The sequence below is a fragment of the Nocardia pseudobrasiliensis NBRC 108224 genome (assembly GCF_001613105.1).
GTDB lineage: Bacteria > Actinomycetota > Actinomycetes > Mycobacteriales > Mycobacteriaceae > Nocardia > Nocardia pseudobrasiliensis.
In genome coordinates this window covers 22,367-42,128 of record NZ_BDBS01000001.1, presented here as the reverse complement: position 1 = coordinate 42,128, position 19,762 = coordinate 22,367, and the positions used below count along the sequence as shown (strand labels likewise).

Below are 19,762 nucleotides of genomic sequence, written 5' to 3'. Positions count from 1 at the left end.
GTTCGGGAACAATCGAAGCCGGCACACCGGCTTTCGTCCGGCGCGAGCAACCCGGCCCTGACAGTCGTAGGGATCGCGTTGGCTGGATGGCTCCGCAGGAACAAGCGCGGTTGAGTGGTCGCGGCGGCCATCGGGCCAATACGGTGAGACGTATGCAACCCCAGCAGCCGCCCGCGCGCCCTGTCTCAGACCCGTTTCCGTCGGTCGTGATCAGCGGTTCGACCGCCGCGACGGTTGCCGCGGCCACCCCCGCGGCGGGTACCGAACCCGAGCCCGTGCCGCAGCCCCTCACCTCGCCCACGCCCGCGGCGGCCCGCGCGGTCGATGTGACCGTGGTGCAGTTCGACCCCTATACCGACAAGGACGCGAATCTGGCGATGCTGCGCGAGCATGTGCGGGCCGCGGCGGAGTACGGGGCGCGGGTGGTGGTGGCGCCGGAGTATTCGATGTTCGCCACGACGCGGCTCGACGAGCGGGCGGTCGAGGCGGCCGAGCCGATCACCGGGCCGTGGGTGAGCGGATTGCGCGGGCTGGCGGCCGAATTCGGGGTGCATCTGGTGGCGGGCGTGGTGGAGTCGCCGGGCGGCGCGGAGCCGGGGCGGATCTACAACACCCTCGTCGCGGCGGGGCCCGACGCCGAATTCGTGGCGGTGTACCGCAAGGTGCATCTGTACGACGCGTTCGGCTTCCGCGAATCGGAATTGGTGCTGGCCGGTGAGCTCACCGATCCCGCGACCTTCACCGTCGACGGCGTGACCTTCGGGCTGCAGACCTGTTTCGATCTGCGTTTCCCGGAGGGCTGCCGCCGGGTGGCCGCCGCGGGCGCGCAGGTGCTTCTGCTTCCGGCGCAATGGATTCCGGGCCCGGCGAAGGTCGACCAGTGGACCACGCTGCTGCGCGCGCGGGCCATCGAGAACACCGTCTACGTCGCCGCCGCCGATCACGCCACCCCTCGCGGGTCGGGTTCGTCGATGATCGTCGATCCGATGGGCACGGTGGTCGCCGAACTCGGCGAGGCCAGCGGAATCGCCACGGCCCGCATCGACCTCGACCACCTCGAGCGGGTCCGCGCCACCAATCCGAGCCTGGCGCTTCGCCGATTCTCGATTACTCCGTAGGAGCAATTCCGCGCCGGGGCAACTAGACTGGGCAGCACAATGATCTATCCCGATCGGGTCGCCGCCGGTCGCTCACTGGGTGGGTCGCTCAACCACCTGCGAGCGGCGGACCCGCTGGTGCTGGGACTGCCCCGCGGTGGCGTCCCGGTGGCGGCCGCGGTGCGATCGGTCATCGGCGGGGATCTGGATGTGCTGCTGGTCCGCAAGCTGGGTGTGCCGTGGCAGCCGGAGCTGGCGATGGGTGCGATCGGCGAGGGCGGGGTGCGCATCCTCAACGACGACGTACTCGAACATTCCGGTGTGCGCCCCGAGCAGCTGGCGGCCGTCGAACAGCAGGAACTCGCGGAACTCGAACGGCGCCAACAGGTTCTGCGCGCGTTGGTCCCGCCCGTTCCGCTGAAGGATCGCACCGCCGTGATCGTCGACGACGGCATGGCCACCGGCGCGACCGTGGTCGCGGCCTGCGAGATCGCGCGACTGCACGAACCGCGTCTGCTGGTGGTGGCCGTCCCGGTCTCCTCGCTGGAGGCCCTGCGCCGCGTGGAGCAGCTGTGCGATCGGGTGGTGTGCCCGTACGTGCCTCGCGTCCTCGGCGGCGTCGGCGGCGCGTACGAGGATTTTCATCAGCTCACCGATGATGAGGTCCTCACGCTGTTGCGGCCCTGAGGCGATCACTCCGGCACGGGCTCGATACCGCGTCGATGCCGCTGGGCCAGTTCGGCGTAGTAGCCGGGATTGATCGCGATCCACCCCGCGGCCGGGGTCCCCGGCGTGATCGAACGCTTGACCGTGGCGGGCGTTCCCGCGGCAAGAACGTCGTCGGGAATCTCGGCGCCCGGCTGGACCAGCGAATGCGCGGCGATCATGGTGCGCGCCCCGATCCGGGCCTGATCGAGAACCGTACTCCCGTTGCCCACAATGGCTTCCGCGCCGACGATCGCCCCGTGCAATACCACGCTGTGCGCGATCGTCGCGCCCGCACCGATCTCCACCGGCACATCCTCGGCGGTGTGCACGACCGCGTTGTCCTGAACATTGGCGCGCTCGCGCACGGTGATCGGCGCCAGATCCGCGCGCAGCACCGCGCCGTACCAGACCGACGCGCCCGCCTCGACCCGCACATCGCCGATCAGCGTGGCGGTCGGGGCGATGAACGCGGTGGGATCGATCAGGGGGCGCTTACCCTCGAATTCGTACAGTGGCACGGGGGTAACGTAATTCACCAGTAGGCGTGTTCGTCGACCAATCGCTCGGCCGCGGCGATCAGCGGGCGCAGCTGACCCGCGAAGGCTTCCGCGGTCACCGGCACGATCTCGACCTCGGTGCGGGCGCGCACCGCGTAGCGGCCGTCCCCGGCCACATCGATCCAGCACAGCGCGCCCAGCGGCCGGACGGTATCGTCCGCGCGCCGGACCGACACCACGATCTGGCCGATCCCCTCGCGCGGCTGTTTGAGCAGCCGCCGCATCCGCGCCGACACCGAGGGTCCGGACACCGGCACCGTCACCAGATCGCGGCTGTCCTCCCGCACCCGATCCAGCGGTGCGGTGAATTTCGGCAGGCCGCCCGGACCGCATTCGGGAAGAACCGAGACGACCCGGGGCGCAAGGGTTTTCGCATTACCGACGAATAATCGCACCTCACCGCCGCGATCCGGGTCCACCCCGGCCCGCTGCGCGGCGACCACCGTGACGTGTCCGGTCGCGGCCCCCAGCACGCGCACCGGCCGCGCGTCCTCGCGCGGACCCTGCTCGCCGAACACCTCCACCCGGATGGTCGGCCGGGACAGCACGCGCAGCGCCGCCTCCAGATCCGGATCCAATGTGCGCGCGCACCATTCGTTCAGTGCGGGTAACTGCGCCGCCCGCTCGTCGCTGGTGCGCGCCGACAACCGCACCGCGAGCGGATACGGAATGCGGTCACCGTCGGTGCGCTCCCAGGCCAGGGCGAACTGATCGGGGGTGAGGGTCCATTTCACTCCTCAGCCCATTCCCCCAACACGGGTGGCGTGGTCGGCTTCATCCGACCGACCAGTTCACCGCCGGGCTCGGACGGTTCCAGGAAGGTCGGCTCGTCGAAATCGGGGTAGTAGTCCTCGTCGTCCTCGTCCTCGATGCGGGCGGGTTTGGGCCGCACCGGGGCCGCGGAATTCGGGCGCAGGGCGTCACCGCCCGCCGCGAACGCGCCACCGGCCAGACCACCGACCACACCCGCGCCCATACCACCGATGGCATTGGCGCTCGCGTCGCCGTGTTCGTCGCGATCGGTGCGCTTGCGTTGGGACTCGGATTCGGTCGAGGCCGCACGGGTGACCGCGGCCGAAACGGGCGCGACGGCCGCGACCGCACCGCCCGCCGGGGGTTCGACGGCTGAAACCGCCTGCGACACAGGACTATTGACCGGAACGGATTCGCCCGCGACCGGGACGGCCGCGGGCGCGACGGCCGCGGCGGGCTGGGTCGCGGCGACGGGTGTCATCCCGGCGGCCGCGGCGGGCTGGGTCGAAACCACCGCGGCGGCGTCCGCCACAACGTTCTGCGGTTGTGCCGCGGCGGCATTCGACACCGCCGCGGTGGGCCGCACGGTCTCGGTCCGCGCCTCCGGCTGTGTCTCGGTCTTCGGCGCGGCGCCGGGAGCCATCACATCGGCCGAACCCCCGCCCGGCGCCGTCGGATCCGCGGGCCCCTCCACCACGGCCGGGGCCGGATACATGCCGCCGTCCTGGAAGGCCGGGACATTGTGACCGGTCGGCAGAAAGGTCTCGGCGTACACCGAATTCATCACCCGCACCGCGTCCAACCGCAGATTCTCCGCCATCTTCTGCACCGACACATTGGCCGCCGCACGGCGCGGATCCAGCAGGGCCGCCTCGAGGTCGGGCTGATTTTGCACCGGCTGGGCCAGCGCCGACCGCAGCGTCTCCGCGGCGTCATTGGCCTGTCCGAGCCGATTGCCGACCTCGGCCATCACATCCGACAGCTGGCGACCCAGATCCTCGAACGAGGCGACCGCGCCCGCGGCCAGATCGGCGGCGGTACCGCGCCAGCCATCGGCGATGGCCGCGCGAATTTCGGCATGGGCCTGCTGCACCGCCTCGGCCATACCACTCGCCGAACCCTGCCAGGCCTGCCGCCCGGCGGTCAGCACCTCCGGCTTCAGCTGTGCCACACCGCGATAGATCTCGTCGTAGCCGAGATGATCGAACACCTCACAGTTCGGCGCGTAATCCGGATCGCTGTGCGGTCCGCTCGCGCGACCGCCACCGCCGCCCACCTCACGCATGACCCACCCCCACCCGCCCGATGGCCGCGGCCACATCGGCATCGTGTTGCGCGTAGGCCGAACCCGCCGCGCGCAGCGTCTGGGCGAGCTGGCGGGCCGCGTCGGCGTACTCCTGCAACCGCTGCAACGCGTCGGCCGCCTTGCCCTCGAATCCGCGGCGCAGCGAATTGCCCGATTCGAAACCGCCGAAGCCGGGCAGTGTTCCGGCCGCGCGCAGCACGCCGAGTTGCTGTTCGACCTGATCGGCCAGCAATTCGTAGCGGCGCGCGCAGCGTTCGTGCGTACCGTCGGCCACGAGAACCCTGTCGATCCACAACTCGCCGTCGTCGACCGCCTGCGTCAGGGCCGCGACGTCACTGCGCAGATCTCCGTCTTGTTGTGATTGCACCGGTCCCCCTTTCTCGTGCTCGGTTCACCTCGACCCCACGCCGTTCGGCGCGAGCAGTCGTCGATCCACTCCGCGATGTCGGCCGTAACCCGTGCATGTACCGGCTCGTGCAGCAGATCGTGCCCGGCATCGGCATACTGGCGCAAGTCTAGGTGGCCGGGCCCACGGCCAGGATCCACTCGACGACATCCGCGGTGACCTGCCGCGACGCGGGCTCGTGCAGCACATCGTGACCGGTGTCGGGATATTCGATCAGCGTGGTCGAATCCCGCCCCGCCGACCACTCCCGGACCGGATCGATCGGCGTGCGTCGATCGTCGACGCCGTGCAGCGCCAGGATCGCGACCCCGGGCAGATCGGTGAGCGCGCGACGCGGGATGCCGCTGAGCACCAGGCCCGCGCAGTCGGGACGGGCGAGGATCGCCGTGGCCGCGCCGAGCGAATGTCCGAACACCACCAGCGGCGACGCGGGCCGCCGCGCTCGGGCGATCGCGACGAGTTCGCGGGCGTCGGGAGCCAATTCGACCGGTGTGCCCGGCGCATGCGGATCGCCCTCGCTCAGGCCCTGACCCGGCAGGTCCAGACCCCAGGTCTCGATACCGCCGGTGCCGAGCGCGCGGGCGAAGCGGTGATAGTGGCCGCTGTGCTGTCCGGTTCCGGGCAGCAGCACCAGCACCGCCGCCGGATCCGCCACCGCCCACTGGCGATAGTGCAGGCGGCCGCGCTCACCTTGGAAATAGGGCATATCCGAATCCTGTCACCGGGCCACGCGCGCGCGAATCAGGCGGGGCCCGGCCGTGGTCGGCACCTCCCGGCCCACGTAGCGACCCGCGAGTTCGACCACCGACAGATCCTCCGCGACCGCGAAACCGTTGCCGGACAGGATTTCCGCGATCTGCTCCGGGGTGAAGAAGCTGATCCACCGCTCCCCCACCGCGGCCAGGCGGCGCTCACGTTCCTCGTGCACGGCCCGCAGTTCGGCGGTCGGCGGGGGCACGATGGGCGGGCCGTAGTCGAAGACCAGTTCGGTGTCCGGTGCGAGACCACCGAGCACACGCAGGGTTTCATCGATCGCCGCGCGGGTGAGGTAGACCGTGACGCCCAGCCAGATCACGAACGCCGGGCACTCGGGGTCGAGTCCGGCCGCGGTCAGGCTCGCGCCCAGCGCGTCTCGTTCGAAGTCCACCGGGACATAGGCGACGGAGTCGGGGATCTCGATTCCGGCCCGCGCGAGCCGCTCGCACTTCCACGTCTGAGTGTCCGGATGGTCGACCTCGAACACCCGCAATCCCGGATGCGGATTGCGATAGGCGAAAGTGTCCAGACCCGCCCCGAGGATCACCACCTGTCCGGTTCCGCGGGCCGCGGCCGCCGCGAGCGCATCCTCGGCGAATCGCGCGCGCACGGCGATATATCCGCGCATGCGCTGTCGCCATTTCTCGGTGAATCGCTCGTCCGGACCGGTTTCGCCGACAATGGCGCGGGCCAGCGGGTCGCGAAAGATGTTGCCGCCCTCCAGATCCTGATGATCGGCGCGGTAGCGGGCGGCCGCCAGCGCGGTCCGGCTCGGTTGTCCCGTCTGCATATCCCGGTAATCCTTCCGTTCGGTCGCTCTCGCGACACGCCCCCCTCGCGCCACTCCCCGCCACCTCGACTGATTACTCTGTTGCGCGGCTCGGGTCGCGAGAACGCGCGGTCGGGTGCGGGTGTCCGAGACACAGGAGGGCCGCGATTGATTCTGTTCGGTGATCGTGTCGTGTGCAGCACCGGTGACCTGGTGGAGGCGGCGCGCTGCGAGTTCGCGCTGCTGCGCGCGCTCGACGCCGAACTCGGCCTCGTCGGTCCGGTCGATACCGGTATCGATATGCTCCCGTTCCCCGCCGAAATGCTCGACCAGCTGCGAGAACGCTTCGCGGACGAGCCGATCCGCATCGAATCCGTCGAGCCCGGCTCCCCCGCCGCGACTCTGGGCGCGCTCACCCGCGCCCATGGGCAAACCCTGAGCGCCCTGCGCGCCGGGGCCGATCTGATCGCGGGGGCGACATTCTTCGACGGTACCTTCGCCGCGGACTGCACGGCCCTGGTGCGCACCCGCGCGAAGTCCACGCTGCCCGCCACACCGGATCCGGTCGGCGAAGCCGCGGATCGGACCGAGGATCTGTTGCGCGCGAATATTCGCGAGACGCCGGAGCGAATGCCAGTCTCGGAGGGGCAGCGCTCGCTGTTCCCGGTGGACGAATCCGCCTACGAACAGATCATCGATGGCGATGCGCTGAAAACGTCCACGGTGGGCCAGGACGGCTGGGCCGCGGCTCGGGCCGCACAGATCGCACCGGCCGCGGCCGCCGCGGGTCCGGCCGCCGACCCCGAACCGGATGCGGCCGCGCCCGAGACGACCTATCAGCTCTACGCCGTCACCGACGCACCCGTCGTCGTCACCCTCATTCGGCTGGCCGCCTGCGCGGAGGCCCTGCAGCGCAATGGTTTCGGCGTGCACCGGCAGGCGATCGTCCGGAGCGCGGGCACCGAGCGTCACCACGATCTGTCCGACGCCATGACGGTCGCCCGCGCGCGCCGCCGCCGGGTGGCGACCGTACTCGAGGCCAAACAGGACGAACTGCTGCCGGTGCAGTGGGGCGATCGCCGCTATCTGGCCTGTGGCCACTGCTCGACCTGCACCGACGAGCTGGTCACCGGCCGGGATCTGTTGCTGGTCGCGGGTATGCGCCCCGCGGTGCGCGCCCAGCTGCACGCCGCCGGGATCGCCACCGTGGATCGCCTGGCCCGCACCGACACCGCCGTGAGTGGCGTTGCGACCCAGACCTTCTCGGTGCTGCGCCGCCAGGCCGGGTTGCAGTTGCAGCGCGAGCGGACGGGAAAGCCGGTGTGCACGGTCACCGATGCCGCCGCACTCGCGGCGCTGCCCGCGGCCACGCCGGGCGACGTCTTCCTCACCCTCGCCGGAACCCCGCCCACGGTGGTCGGCGTGGGCGTCGCGCCGACCCGCGCCACCGAGGAGGGTGAACAGCCCGCGGCAATCCTGTTCCACGCCTTCGATATCGCCCACGATCCGGCCGCCCTGCTGGAATTCCTCGCCGATCGCCAGGAACACCACCCCGATCTGCGCGTCTACCACTACCGCTCACCCGCCCGGGAACTGCTGGCCGAGCTGTGCGCGCGCTGCGGCGTGGACGAGGAGATCGCCGCGGATCTGCTGGGTTCGCTGCTGGATCTGTATCCGATCGTGCGGGCGGCACTGATGATCGGCGAGCGCGCCTATCGCCTCGGCGATCTGACGACCCTGCTGGACCGCGTGCCCGAATCCGACGGCGATCCCATGGAATCGGAGTGTGCGCTGACCCTGCTGGTGCGCGACCGGCTGCGCGCCCTGGCCGACGAGCACGGCGTGCGAGCACGCCCGGCCCCGCGCGACACCATGGCCGAGGCTCCCTCGGCGGTCGAGGCGGCCCTGCGCGAATTCGCCTTCGACACCGACGAACCCCGCACGCCCGCACAGGACATCGCCGCGTTGACCGCGGCCGTGCTGGCCTATCACCGGCGCGAGCGCCAGCCGCTGCACTGGGCGCATGCCGATCGACTGCACCGGCCGATCGCCGAATGGGCCGATACCCCGGGCGTTCTGGTCGCCGACTGGGGCACGGTGGATACCAAATGGCACAGCACCGGTCAGCGCCCGATGCGCCGCTATCTCAAACTGACCGGACGGCTCGGCACCGGCAGCGCACCGCCGCCCGGCACACCGGTGCTCACCCTCTACGACCGGCCCGTCCCGGGTATGACCGCCGCACCGGGCCGCCGGGCGATCGCGACGGCCACGGTGCTCGGGTGTGCGCGCGACGACAACTTCGACGACATCGTGCGGGTCGAGGAATCGCTACCGGAGGGCTGCGCACCCTATGACGATCTACCGGTCGCGATCGTGCCGCGCCCGCCCGGCAGCGACGAGAACATCGCCGCCGCATTGGAATACACCGCCAACGAGCTACTGGGCACGCTGCCCGAGGCGCCCCTGACGGCCGCATTCGATCTGCTGTGCCGCCGTCGCCCGCGCACGCGATCCGGCGCCGCGCTACCGGAGGTGTTCGGCGATCACGCCGCCGCCGTCGCGGCCGCGGTGCTGGATCTCGACGATTCCTATGTCGCCGTACAGGGTCCGCCCGGCACCGGTAAGACCGATACCGGCGCACGGGTGATCGAGCGGCTGGTCACCCGGCACAGCTGGCGCATCGGCGTGGTTGCGGGTTCGCATTCGGCGGTCGAGGAGGTGCTCGACGCGGTCGTGCGGGCCGGGGTGCTACCGGAGCTGGTGGCCAAATCCGATGCGCAGGAGGTGGCGCCGGAGTGGCTGACGATCGATCCGGACCGCTATCCCCGCTTCCTCGACAATGCCGTGAACGGCTGTGTGATCGGCGGTCTGCCCGGCGATGTCGCCGATCCCGACCGCATTCCGCCCGGCAGTCTCGACCTGCTGGTCATCCCCGACGCCGGACATTTCCCGCTCGCCGACGCCGTCGCGCTGGCGGGCAGTGCGCGCAACCTGCTGCTGCTCGGCGATCCCGCGCCGCTGCCCACCCACGGCGTTCATCCCGAACCGGTCGCCGAATCCGCCCTGGGACGGCTGGTCGGCGAAGCGACCACGCTGCCACCGGATTTCGGATATTTCCTCGATCGCACCTGGCGCATGCATCCGCAGCTGTGCGGGCCGGTATCGCGGCTGCGCTACGGCGATCGGCTGCGATCCAACGAAACCGTCACGCTGGCAAGGGAATTGGCCGATATCTCACCCGGCGTGCGAATGGCTCCGGTCGAACATCGCGGCAACGGCACCGAATCGGCCGAGGAGGCCCGCGAAATCGTGCGGCAGGTGCGCGCGCTACTGGGCCTGCCCTGGCAGCAGGGCGCGGTGATGCGCAAACTCCATCCGCACGACATCCTGGTGGTCGCGCCGTATCACGCGCAGGTGGCCCGGATCCGAACCCTGCTGTCCCGCGCGCGGATCGAGGATGTGGTGGTCGGCACGACCGAACGCTTCCAGGGCCGCGAGGCCGCGGTGGTCCTAATCTCCACCACAACCTCCACACCCGCCGACGCGCCGCACGGCATCGGCGCGCTGCTCTCGCGGCACTGGCTGACCACCGCGGTCTCGCGCGCCATGTGGGCCGCGGTGATCGTGCATTCGGCCCTGCTCACCGAATATCTACCCGAAACCCCCGCGGAGCTGGCCGATCTGGCCGCCTTCCTGGATCTGTCGAACCCGTAGTCGGGTCGCGCGATAGATGCCCGGGGTGCTGCCCCAACAGCGACGGAACCGCCGGGAGGTGGGCCCGGTCGGCGAAGCCCGCCGCATCGGCGGCCTCGGCGATCGGTCGCCCCCGCGCGATCATCCGCCGCGCCGCACACAGTCGCAGCCGACGGTGGAAATCGCTGGGCGCCATGCCATATCAGGCGCACGGTCCACGCGGTCGGCCCCGCGACGGCCGCCTCGGCCATATTCCTGGTGCCGGTCTTCGGCCTGTTCTCTGCCTGGGCGCTGCTCGGCGCGACCATCGCACCGATCCCGGCCGTCGGGGCGGGGCTGCCGCTGATCGGAGCCTGGTTCGCCACCGCGGCTACCCGGGCGACCCCGTCCCCACCACTTCCGGTTCGCATCGAACATCGCAGTTGACGGAATTGGCGATGAAACACAGCGAGTGCGCGCGCTCGTGCAGCTCCGGGGTGCGGTCGGCCTGCTGCGGGTCGGCCAGCGTCACGCGCGGACGCAACACCACCTCGGTGAAACGACCACCGCCGTCCGGATTTTCGACCATGGCGCCGGAGGGATGGTCGGTGTAGTCGGTGACCACGATGCCCGCCCGCGCGCACAGGACCAGAAACCACAGCATATGGCACTGAGACAGGGAGGCCACCAGCAATTCCTCGGGATTCCAGCGGTCCGGCGCGCCGCGAAATGCCGGATCGGCGGTGCCCGCGATCGTCGGTTTGCCGTCGGCGCTGACATCGTGCGATCGCGAGAATTCGCGATAGTCGCTGGTTCCGGTGCCGGTATTGCCGGTCCAGGTCACATCCAGCTCGTAATGGTGGGATTTGGGCACGACGATGTCCTCATCGGTAGTGGGGATGGGAGTCACGACACGAACCGAGCGCTGCCCGCCCGCACACCCGAAATGATCTGCACGACGGCCAGTATCACCAGCAGGAGCAATACCGCGGTCCAGGCGTGGGTCAGATCGTGCAGCGCACCGGCGAGCACCGGACCGACCGCGCAGAGGGCGAAGCCCGCGATCTGGCTCATCGCGGTCAGCTTCGCCGTGGTCTGCGCCTCACGCGAGCGCAGCAGGGGCAGCGAATACCCGATCGCGGTGCCCGCCCCGAGCCCCGCGCCGAGCAGAACCATCCATACGACGGCCCATCCGGTCGGCGAAATCAGCAGCCCCACAAAGGCCGCCGCCGACAGCGCGCCGGTCGACGCCGCGGCCCAGACCTGCTGTGCGCTGCGATTCGACACGATGGACATGATCAGCGCCGACGGCACCGCCACCAGATTGGCGACCGAGAGCATGCCGCCCGCCAACGAGGCGTCCATGCCCGCGTCCATGAGAATCGTCGGCAGCCACGCCGACACCGTGTAGAACAGCAGCGCGGGCATGGCGAAGAAGAACGTCACCGCCCAGGCCAGCGGCTGACGCCACAGGCTCGGCGACCCGGTCTCGGGCGCGGTGGCGGCACCGGTGTGATCGCGCGCCCGCAGCTGCGGAAACCACACCACCCACGCGACGACCACCGGCACGGCCCACAGCCCGAGCGTCGCGCGCCAACCGAAGCCGGTGGCGTGCTGCAACGGCAGCGTGATTCCCGCGGCAGCGGCCGCCCCGATATACAGGGACATGGTGTAGAGCCCGGTCAGCAGTCCCGCATGCGCGGGATGATCGCGCTTGATCGCGGCCGGAACCAGGACATTGCCGACGGTGATGGCCAGGCCGATGATCGCCGTACCCACGAACAGCGCCGCCACACTGGGCAGCATTCGGATACCGAAGCCCACCAGCAGCACGATCAGGGCGAATCCGATGGTGCGATTGAGGCCCACCCTGCGTCCGATGCGCGGGGTGAGTCCGGAAAAGCCAACCCAGCACGCGATCGGCACCGCCACCAGCAGGCTGGCCACCGTGCTGTTGAAACCCTCCTGCTGTTGAACCTGGTGCAGCAGTGTCGAAATCGCCGTGATCGGCGGCCGCAGATTCAACGCGACCAGGGAGACCCCGACCGCCGCGAGCCAAATGGGCACCGCCACAGCGGAATCCGAGACGAGCGCCGTGGCGCCGCCCTTCGATTCGGATGTCACGGTTCCCCGACCGTCACGGTTGACCAGTCGAACGGGAGCTCCTCGAGTATGTCCAGTTCGCTGCAGAACTTGTGCAGCCCACTGAAATTGGACAGCAACAGCTTCGAGGAGGGATCGTACTCGACTTCCCGCAGCATCTCATGGCCGCCCTCGATCCCCACCAGGTCGACGATGCGATGCCAGACGGGGAAGTTGTTGGCGGCGAACGCCTCCAGCCCATCGACCAACGCCTCCCGGAACAGGGCGCGCTCGGCCGGACCCAGCCGGTCGTAGACCGCCTTGGCGATCTCGTCGGCGATCGAGGAGTGGCAGTACTCGTCGCGATTGTGCATTGCCGCGGTGATCTTGTTGATCGGTTGGATCTCATCGTCGGCGGCGATCAGATCGAGATAGGAGTTGATCGAGATCTCGGCGACCGTGGTGAAGGCGAGCGCGCCGAGATCACGCTGCCAGGATTCCTCGCTCCCCGCCATGCGCTGCCGGAGCCGAGCGGCCTTGTGCCCGAGCGGCAATGCCTGCTCGGGCATTCGCCAGCCGCGTCGACGCCGCATCACCGAGCTGGCATTGAGATGCATCAGGGTGTGGTACTGCTCGTCGACCATCGCCTGGGTCATCGCGGTGCTCAGCATCTCCATATTCAGGCCGGTATCGAATGTGCCCTCGATGATCAGGGAGAACGTCGGGTTCACCACGTGCTGTTCGGTATCCATGATGTGTTTGTTGAATGCCACCCAGCCCCAACCCAGCATGCGCGCCCTGATATCGGGGTCGAGCGCGCGGTAGGCCGGATGGTCCCGGAAGGGGATGAGACCTTCCGGATAGTCGGGACGGGTGGGTTCGAACAGCTCGTCCAGATCGGGCTCCGGGCGCTTGACCATCGCGCGCCGATGCCAATTCCCGACGAGTCTGCTGATCACCGCGCTTTCCACTGGGTCGCGCGGATCGTGTTCCGGTAGCGACGGCACAGTCACGACTGTCCCTCCCTTTCTCGCCCGCCATCCGCATCCGGGTGGACGGCGGTGATCGCTTCGACGAGGTCCTCCACGCTCGCGCCGAGCACCGTGCTCGACGGAATCCGGATTTGCCACCGCTGCTCGAGCCGGGCGCGTATCTCGACCGCGGCCAGCGAATCGCAGCCGACCTCGCGCAGCGGACGTCGTCGCGGAATCCGTTCCGCCGCAAGGCCGAGCACCGCGCCGAGTTCGGCGGTCAGATCGCCCACGAGGCCACCGGCGGTCGCGGGCGGCGGTGGCGGCGCGGCGGGCTCCGCGGGGATTCGGTCCGCCTCCGCCGACCAGTCGGTCGTGAACCAGGTGCGCCGACGCTGCCACGGATAGGTCGGCACCTCGTCCGGGAGTGTGAGCGTCGGATGAATCGCGGTCCAATCCGGATCGACCCCGGCGGTGTAGAGCCGGGCGGCGAGTTCCGCCAGGCGGGCGGTCTCCGATACCTTGCGACGCAGCCCCGGCACCACCGTCCCGTGCCCGTGCGTATCGACGGCCAGGCACTGCTCGATGGCGGGTGCGAGTACCGAATGCGGGCTGATCTCCAGGAAAACAGTTGGGCCCATGGCATTCTCGGCGGCGATCACATCGGCGAACCGCACAGAGGAGCGCAGGTTGTCGGCCCAGTACCGCGCGTCGAGATCGGGTCCGGACATGCGTTCGCCGGTGACCGTCGACCGGAACGGCACGGCGGCCGGGCGCACCCGCAGCCCGGCGAGCGCGTCGATCAGCCGCGGCCGCAGCGGATCCATGAATCGGCTGTGTGAGGCGAAGTTGATCCGCACCCGCCCGGCACGCACCCCGGCGCCCTGGAGTTCGGCGAGCAGCTCCTCGAGCGCGTCGTGTTCGCCGGACAGCACGGTCAGGCGTGGGCTGTTGCGCGCGGCCACCACGATCCGATCGTGATAGCGCGCGGCCGCCGCCTCCGCCTCGGCGGCAGGCAGTGTCACCGCGATCATTCCGCCCAGGCCATCGGCCTGCGCGGTGAGTTCGCCGCGACGGCAGATGAGCCGGGCGGCGTCGTCGAGCTCGATCGCCCCGGCGATCGTCGCGGCGGCCACCTCGCCGAAACTGTGCCCGATGACGACATCGGGTCGAACTCCCCAGAAGCGCCAGTGCTGCGCCAATGCCACCTGCATGGCCCAGACGGCCGGTTGGATCACCGCGGTTCGCGCCAGTTGCTCCCCGTCGTCCGCTTCCAGCACCTTCAGCAGCGACCATCCGGCCTCGGATCGGATTGCCGCGTCACAGTTTTCGATGGCGGCCCGGAAGGTGGCCGAGGTGTTGAGCAGTTCGCGGCCCATTCCCACCCACTGGCTGCCGTGGCCGGGGAAGACGAATGCGATGCGCACTCCGCCGCCGGGCCGCTGCGAGATCTCCTCGGACGCTCGGTCCCGCAACGCGGCGGCGAGTCCGTCGCCGTCGAGAGCGGCCACCGCGGAACGCCATTCGTGATGTGCCCGACCGCGCGCGGCGACGGCGCATACACGTCTGGCGGTCACCGGATCCGCGCCGTCGAGCCGGTCGGCATAGGCGGACGCGAGCGCACGCAGCGCACCGGGATCGCGCGCCGACAGTGGCAGCACCAGCGGCGACGCCTCGTCATCACCCGGATCCGCCTGCGCTGGCGCGGCGGTGAGTACCACGTGCACATTGGTGCCGGACAGACCGAAGGATGTCACGCCCGCCACCGGGAGCGAATCCTCCGGCCACGCAACGGGTTCGGTCGGCACCCGCAGCGGGGTATCCGGTTCGAGCAGGACCGGATGTGGCTCGGTCAGCAGCGGATTGGCCGGAATCATCCGATGATGCAGGCTCAGCACCGTTTTGATGAATCCGGAGATTCCGGCCGCGCCCTCGGGGTGGCCGATATTGGTCTTCACCGAACCGACCAGGCAGGGTCGTCCGGCCGGGCGCGTTCCGGCGAATACTGCTGACAGAGCACGTAATTCGATGGCGTCGCCGGTATTGGTGCCCGTGCCGTGGGCTTCCACATAATCCACCGCGGCGGGATCCATGCCCGCGCGGTCCAATGCGTCGCGCAGCAGTCGCTCCTGGGCGTCCTGAGCCGGGGCGACCAGGGAGCCGCCGCCGCTGCCGTCGTTATTGCTCGCACTGCTCGCGATGACCGCGTAGACGCGATTACCGTCGGCGCGCGCTCGCGCCAGCGGTTTGAGCACCACCACGCCGACGCCGTCGGAGCGCACGAACCCGTCACCGGTGGCATCGCCGAAGCGACACCGCCCCTGCCTCGACATCAACCCGACCTGCTCGTAGACCGCGGCCAGTTCCGGCAGCAGCACCAGATTCGCCCCCGCCGCCAACGCCAGGTCCGAATCCCCGAGTTGCAAACTCTGCCAGGCCAAATGCACCGCGGTCAGCGACGAGGAGCAGGCCGTGTCGACCGAAACACTCGGACCGCGTAGATCCAGCGCGAACGAAATGCGGCCGGACATGAACGACGCCAGCCCACCCCCGGTCAGGGCATGCAGATCGAGCGAACCGTGCCGCGCCTGCAATTCCCAGTAGTCCCGCCCCATCTGCCCCACGAAAACCCCGGTGCGAGTACCCGCCAGCGCGGTAGGCGGAATCCCGGCGTCCTCCAGCGCTTCCCAAGCCACCTCCAACAGCAGCCGCTGCTGCGGATCCATCCGATCGGCCTCCCGAGGCGAGATACCGAAGAAGGCCGCATCGAAACCCGCGACATCATCGAGAAATCCCCCGAACCGACGAAACCCATCCGGCGCGGCAGGCAAACGCCCATACACACCCGGATGATCGGCCCGCCGCCCCGGCACCTCGGTCACCGCATCCACCCCGTCGACCAGCAACCGCCACAACGCCTGCGGCCCATCGGCATTGGGCAGCCGACAACCAATCCCGACCACAGCGATCGGCTCACCCCGCCCACGCGAGACGGTCCCCGAAATTCCCCGGGTGTCTGGTTCGCCCCGCCCGTGCGAGTCGGCTCCAGAGGTTCCCTGGCCGCTCGTTCCCGGGGCGATTGGGCGTTGCCGGTTGTCGGGTGGGGAATAGCGACGTAGTTCGGCTGTGATTATCCGGGTCAGCTCGTGGTGGTGGGAGTGGACGAAGAAGTGGGTGCCTGGTAGGGCGTGGGTGCGCAGGGCTGCGGTGGTCAGGGCGTTCCACTCGGATGCGTGCTCTGGTGGGGCCAGGGCATCGTTTCGGCCGTTGAGGACGGTGATCGGGCACGCCAGCCGTGGAGCGGGTTGGTGGCGGTAGGTGGAGAACATTGTTACGTCGGCGCGCAGCGCGGGGAGCGCGGAGTGGATCAGGTCGCGGTCATCGCGTAATTCGGCTGGGGTGCCGCCCAATTCGAAGATTCGGTCCAGTAGCTGCTCGTCGGCCAGTTCGTGCATCGGCTCGGGTGTGAGCCGGTGTGGCGCGGACAGGCCCGCCACCAGTAACGCCGCGGGTGTCGGTGCGCCGACGCGTTGTAGGCGCAGTGCGACCTCGTAGGCCAGCAGGCCGCCCAGGCTGTGCCCGAACAGTGCGAACGGTGCGTCGAGATGTGGTCGCAGCGCGTCGGCTATCGCGTCGGCCAGCTCGTTCAGGTCGGCCCGGGGCGGCTCATCGGATCGTTCCTCGCGGCCGGGCAGCAGTACCGGCAGCACGTCCACCCAGCCCGGGAGATCTCGGTGCCAGCCGCGGAAAACCGAAGCGCCGCCGCCGGAATGCGGGAAGCAGAACAGCCGCATTCGGGCGGAGCGACGCGGCGGTCGCGACAGGTATGCGCTCATTTCGTCCTCCCCCGGCCGCTCCCCAGCGAGCCCGCGATGATCATCTTCAGCACCTCGGAGGCGCCCTCGTAGATGCGCAGCGACCGAATCTGCCGATACAGCCGCTCCGGCACGCTGTCGGAAACCAGCCCCGCCGCGCCGAAGATCTGCACGCACGCATCCACGATCCCCTGCGCCCGCTCGGTGGCATACAGCTTGGCGATACTGGAATGTTTTGCCGCCGTGGGGTTTCCGCGGTCGATTTCCCAGGCCGCGCGGGCCACCAGCAAGGCCGCGGCGTTCAGCTCGACCTCGGCGTCCGCGAAGCCGGCCTTCACCAACTGCAGATCGAATTGCCGAGCGCCGTACATCGGCCGATTCTTGGCATGCGTCAGCGCCGCGTCGGCGGCACGACGCGCGAATCCGAGGGCCGCGGCCCCGACGGTCGTACGAAACCGTTCGAGCACCTCCATCGCGATCACGAAACCGCCGCCCGGCCTGCCCAGTACGCTGTCGAGCGGCAGTCGGCAGTCCTCGAATTCGAGATCGGCGAAGGACCGGGGCGCGATCAGCCCGACCCGTGGCCCCACCGTCAGCCCCGGGGTCGTCGCGGGCACCAGGAATGCCGTCAATCCCAGCGCGCCCGGCCCCTCGCCGGTCCGCGCGATGACGCAGAAGACATCCGCGATGCCGCCGTTGGCGATCCAGGCCTTGGCGCCGTTCAGCACGTACCCGTCGTCGAGGCGTTCGGCGCGCAGGCCGATCGCCGCGACATCCGATCCGGCCATCGGTTCGGAGATGGCGAACGCGCCGCACAGGATCCCCTTCGCCATCGGCGCGAGATATTGTCGCCGCTGCTGTTCGTCGCCGTGTCGCGCGATCGGTGTCGCCGCCAGAGCCTGGATCGAGAAGGCGAAGTCGGCGAGATCGTCGGCATAGGCCAGCGCCTCGCGCATCAGACACACCGAGCGGCAGTCCCCGATCGCCGAATTCTCCGGTCCCGCAGCGGGATCCAGCGCGGCCAGCCAGCCGTGCTCGCCCAGGGCCCGAAGGATCCGCAGGCCGGTCGCATCCGGATCGGTCGCGGCATTCGGGTCGTCCCACAGCTCGGTGTGCTCCGCGCACCAACTCTCGATCTCCCGGGCGCACTCCACATGTCGTGGCTCGTAGAACGGCAGAGCGAGGATTCCCGCATCGAAGCTCATCGTTGCTCTCCTAGGACAGCGCGAATATTTCGGTGGCGTGCGCCGCGGGATCACCCGGCCGCAGGTACATCCGGCCGCGTTCCGGGCACAGGACGACGGCGGCGACGGTGCGTTCGCGGCGGATGTCACCGTTGCCCGAGACATTGATCGGTGGCGCGGACAGCACGGCCAAATGTTCTTCCGGATCGGAGGCCACGGTGACCAGCCGCGCCCGGCACGCCTCGAGCCTGCGCACGGAGGAATTGCGGGCGAACACGTTGATCTCGTCGCGGGACGCGAGGTCGGGAGCCAGAAAATGATTGGTATGCGCCACATTTCGGCCGTACTCGACCCGGACGTCCGGGCCGAGCACCTCGACCCAGGCGGCCGTATCCCGGTCGCACAGAACGATATTGCGCGAGCTCGCCAGCGGCAATTCCCGCAGCAGCCGCACCGCCTCCGCGACGGACCCGGCCTTGTCGAGCACATGCCGGATGGCGAGATAGGGCGGCACACCCGGCTTCCAGTCACCGCCGAGCACGAGATTCAACCCGACCGCGAGGCCGTCGCTGTTGAGGCCGAGATAGCCGAGCAGACCCCCGAAACTGAGCACGAGAACGCGCCGGGACGCCCCGGCCCGCGCGATCTCCAGCACGCTGATCTGGTCATCCAGGTCACCGTTGAGGTCGACGGTCTGCGCCAGTACGGGATCGGCCCCGGCCAGCGCATAGGTGGTGCAGTCTCCGGCGCTCGGAATCTTCTGATAGCCGAGGATCTCGCGGCGCAGCTGCAACAGCGCGGCCTCGCGCGCGTCGAGCTCGGCCCCGGCCCCGAGGCCGCGGATCTCCTCGGCCAGATCCGGTGTCGCGGCGGCGATCTCGGCCGTATAGGCGTCGATCTCCGGGCCCAACCCCGCGAGCGATACCGGTTCGGGCAGAATCCGATTCAACCGGCACAACCCGTCGCCCAGGAAGGCCCGCAGTTCTGCGGCCCTGGCTCGACCGTGCCGGTAGCCGAGTTCGAACGAATCGCCCTCGGCCCGGATGAACGGAGTCCGCCCGTCTGCGTTCATTCGAATGCGCCCGCCAGTTGCACCTTCGGATAGGCCGCCAGTTTCCTTTTGACCTCGGGCCATTCGCCGCGCAGCACGCTGTAGAAGATCGCGTCGCGGCGGCGACCGCCGGGCATCGGATTGAAACTGCGCAGCGTCCCCTCTTCGACCGCCCCGATATTGCGCAGGCCGCGGCGCGCCTGCTCGTTGAGCACATCGGTCTTGAACTCCACCCGCTCCGCGCCCAGCCGCTCGAAAGCGTGTTCCAGCAACAGGTATTTCGCCCAGCGATTGATCCCGCGACCCCGGAAGTCCCGGCCGAGCCAGGACCACCCGATCTCGAGTCGGCCGTCCCGCTCGGCCATATTTCCGTAACTCATACTGCCCGCGACGCGGCCGCTGGCCCGGTCCATGATGTAGAAGACCACCCGGCGCCCGGCGCGCTGATCATCCAGTGCCGCATCGAAAAACGCGTCGAAATCCGCCTCGGTCTTCACCAGGGAGACGAAATACCGCCAGATGTCCGGATCCAGCGCGATCTCACACAGGGCCGCCCGGTCGGTCGGTTCGATCGGTCGCAGCAGAACCTGATCGTTCTCCAGTCGGGCCGGGGCAATCTCCGTCCAACTCAT

At 69.4% G+C, this 19,762-nt stretch carries 17 protein-coding genes; 3 read left to right on the top strand and 14 right to left on the bottom strand.

The window, feature by feature from the left end:
• Positions 1–152 precede the first annotated feature (152 nt).
• Together NP4_RS00185 and NP4_RS00180 are read left to right on the top strand one after the other, a co-directional pair.
• A complete protein-coding gene (locus NP4_RS00185) occupies positions 153–1,118 on the top strand; it encodes a carbon-nitrogen hydrolase family protein (RefSeq protein ID WP_082875382.1) in 966 nt (321 codons plus the stop codon).
• A 39-nt stretch (positions 1,119–1,157) separates the two neighbouring features.
• Positions 1,158–1,784, top strand: coding sequence for a phosphoribosyltransferase (locus tag NP4_RS00180; protein ID WP_067989998.1), 627 nt, complete (start codon positions 1,158–1,160; stop codon positions 1,782–1,784).
• A gap of 5 nt (positions 1,785–1,789) precedes the next feature.
• On the opposite strand, the gene NP4_RS00175 is transcribed toward NP4_RS00180, so the two are convergent.
• The 6 genes from NP4_RS00175 to NP4_RS00150 form a co-directional block, all read right to left on the bottom strand.
• Positions 1,790–2,323 (bottom strand): gamma carbonic anhydrase family protein, encoded by a 534-nt coding sequence (locus NP4_RS00175; protein WP_067989996.1) that lies wholly within the window; start codon positions 2,321–2,323, stop codon positions 1,790–1,792.
• 14 nt (positions 2,324–2,337) lie between these two features.
• Positions 2,338–3,096, bottom strand: a complete 759-nt coding sequence (locus tag NP4_RS00170; protein WP_067989993.1) for an ESX secretion-associated protein EspG — start codon at positions 3,094–3,096, stop codon at positions 2,338–2,340.
• Positions 3,093–4,400 carry a PPE domain-containing protein gene (locus NP4_RS00165; RefSeq protein WP_067989991.1) on the bottom strand — a complete coding sequence of 436 codons (1,308 nt, stop codon included), beginning with the start codon at positions 4,398–4,400 and terminating at the stop codon, positions 3,093–3,095. The genes NP4_RS00170 and NP4_RS00165 overlap by 4 nt, the downstream gene beginning before the upstream one ends.
• A complete protein-coding gene (locus tag NP4_RS00160) occupies positions 4,393–4,788 on the bottom strand; it encodes a hypothetical protein (RefSeq protein WP_062513580.1) in 396 nt (131 codons plus the stop codon). The genes NP4_RS00165 and NP4_RS00160 overlap by 8 nt, the downstream gene beginning before the upstream one ends.
• A gap of 148 nt (positions 4,789–4,936) precedes the next feature.
• The gene (locus NP4_RS00155; RefSeq protein ID WP_067989989.1) at positions 4,937–5,533 is read right to left on the bottom strand and encodes an alpha/beta hydrolase; all 597 of its coding nucleotides are present in this window, start codon (positions 5,531–5,533) and stop codon (positions 4,937–4,939) included.
• 12 nt (positions 5,534–5,545) lie between these two features.
• On the bottom strand, positions 5,546–6,373 hold the full coding sequence (locus NP4_RS00150; protein ID WP_067989986.1) for a class I SAM-dependent methyltransferase: 828 nt from the start codon (positions 6,371–6,373) through the stop codon (positions 5,546–5,548).
• A 147-nt stretch (positions 6,374–6,520) separates the two neighbouring features.
• On the opposite strand from NP4_RS00150, the gene NP4_RS00145 reads away from it, so the two are divergent.
• Positions 6,521–10,069, top strand: a complete 3,549-nt coding sequence (locus tag NP4_RS00145) for a bifunctional RecB family nuclease/DEAD/DEAH box helicase (RefSeq protein ID WP_067989983.1) — start codon at positions 6,521–6,523, stop codon at positions 10,067–10,069.
• On the opposite strand, the gene NP4_RS43235 is transcribed toward NP4_RS00145, so the two are convergent.
• From NP4_RS43235 to NP4_RS00110, 8 genes are all read right to left on the bottom strand, one after another.
• Positions 9,996–10,244, bottom strand: a complete 249-nt coding sequence (locus NP4_RS43235; protein WP_211335703.1) for a hypothetical protein — start codon at positions 10,242–10,244, stop codon at positions 9,996–9,998. The two genes, NP4_RS00145 and NP4_RS43235, sit on opposite strands and share 74 nt — an antisense overlap.
• 174 nt (positions 10,245–10,418) lie before the next feature.
• Positions 10,419–10,937: an OsmC family protein gene (locus NP4_RS00140; protein WP_245996861.1), complete on the bottom strand. Its 519-nt coding sequence runs from the start codon at positions 10,935–10,937 to the stop codon at positions 10,419–10,421.
• Positions 10,934–12,151 carry an MFS transporter gene (locus NP4_RS00135; protein ID WP_211335701.1) on the bottom strand — a complete coding sequence of 406 codons (1,218 nt, stop codon included), beginning with the start codon at positions 12,149–12,151 and terminating at the stop codon, positions 10,934–10,936. The genes NP4_RS00140 and NP4_RS00135 overlap by 4 nt, the downstream gene beginning before the upstream one ends.
• Positions 12,148–13,122: an AurF N-oxygenase family protein gene (locus NP4_RS00130; protein WP_245996859.1), complete on the bottom strand. Its 975-nt coding sequence runs from the start codon at positions 13,120–13,122 to the stop codon at positions 12,148–12,150. Before NP4_RS00130 ends, NP4_RS00135 begins: the two co-directional genes overlap by 4 nt.
• Positions 13,119–16,916 carry a type I polyketide synthase gene (locus NP4_RS00125; RefSeq protein WP_082875381.1) on the bottom strand — a complete coding sequence of 1,266 codons (3,798 nt, stop codon included), beginning with the start codon at positions 16,914–16,916 and terminating at the stop codon, positions 13,119–13,121. Before NP4_RS00125 ends, NP4_RS00130 begins: the two co-directional genes overlap by 4 nt.
• Positions 16,913–18,100, bottom strand: a complete 1,188-nt coding sequence (locus NP4_RS00120; RefSeq protein ID WP_067989973.1) for an acyl-CoA dehydrogenase family protein — start codon at positions 18,098–18,100, stop codon at positions 16,913–16,915. The genes NP4_RS00125 and NP4_RS00120 overlap by 4 nt, the downstream gene beginning before the upstream one ends.
• Positions 18,101–18,110: 10 nt before the next feature.
• On the bottom strand, positions 18,111–19,151 hold the full coding sequence (locus NP4_RS00115; RefSeq protein WP_067989970.1) for a C45 family autoproteolytic acyltransferase/hydrolase: 1,041 nt from the start codon (positions 19,149–19,151) through the stop codon (positions 18,111–18,113).
• A complete protein-coding gene (locus tag NP4_RS00110; protein ID WP_067989969.1) occupies positions 19,148–19,762 on the bottom strand; it encodes a GNAT family N-acetyltransferase in 615 nt (204 codons plus the stop codon). Before NP4_RS00110 ends, NP4_RS00115 begins: the two co-directional genes overlap by 4 nt.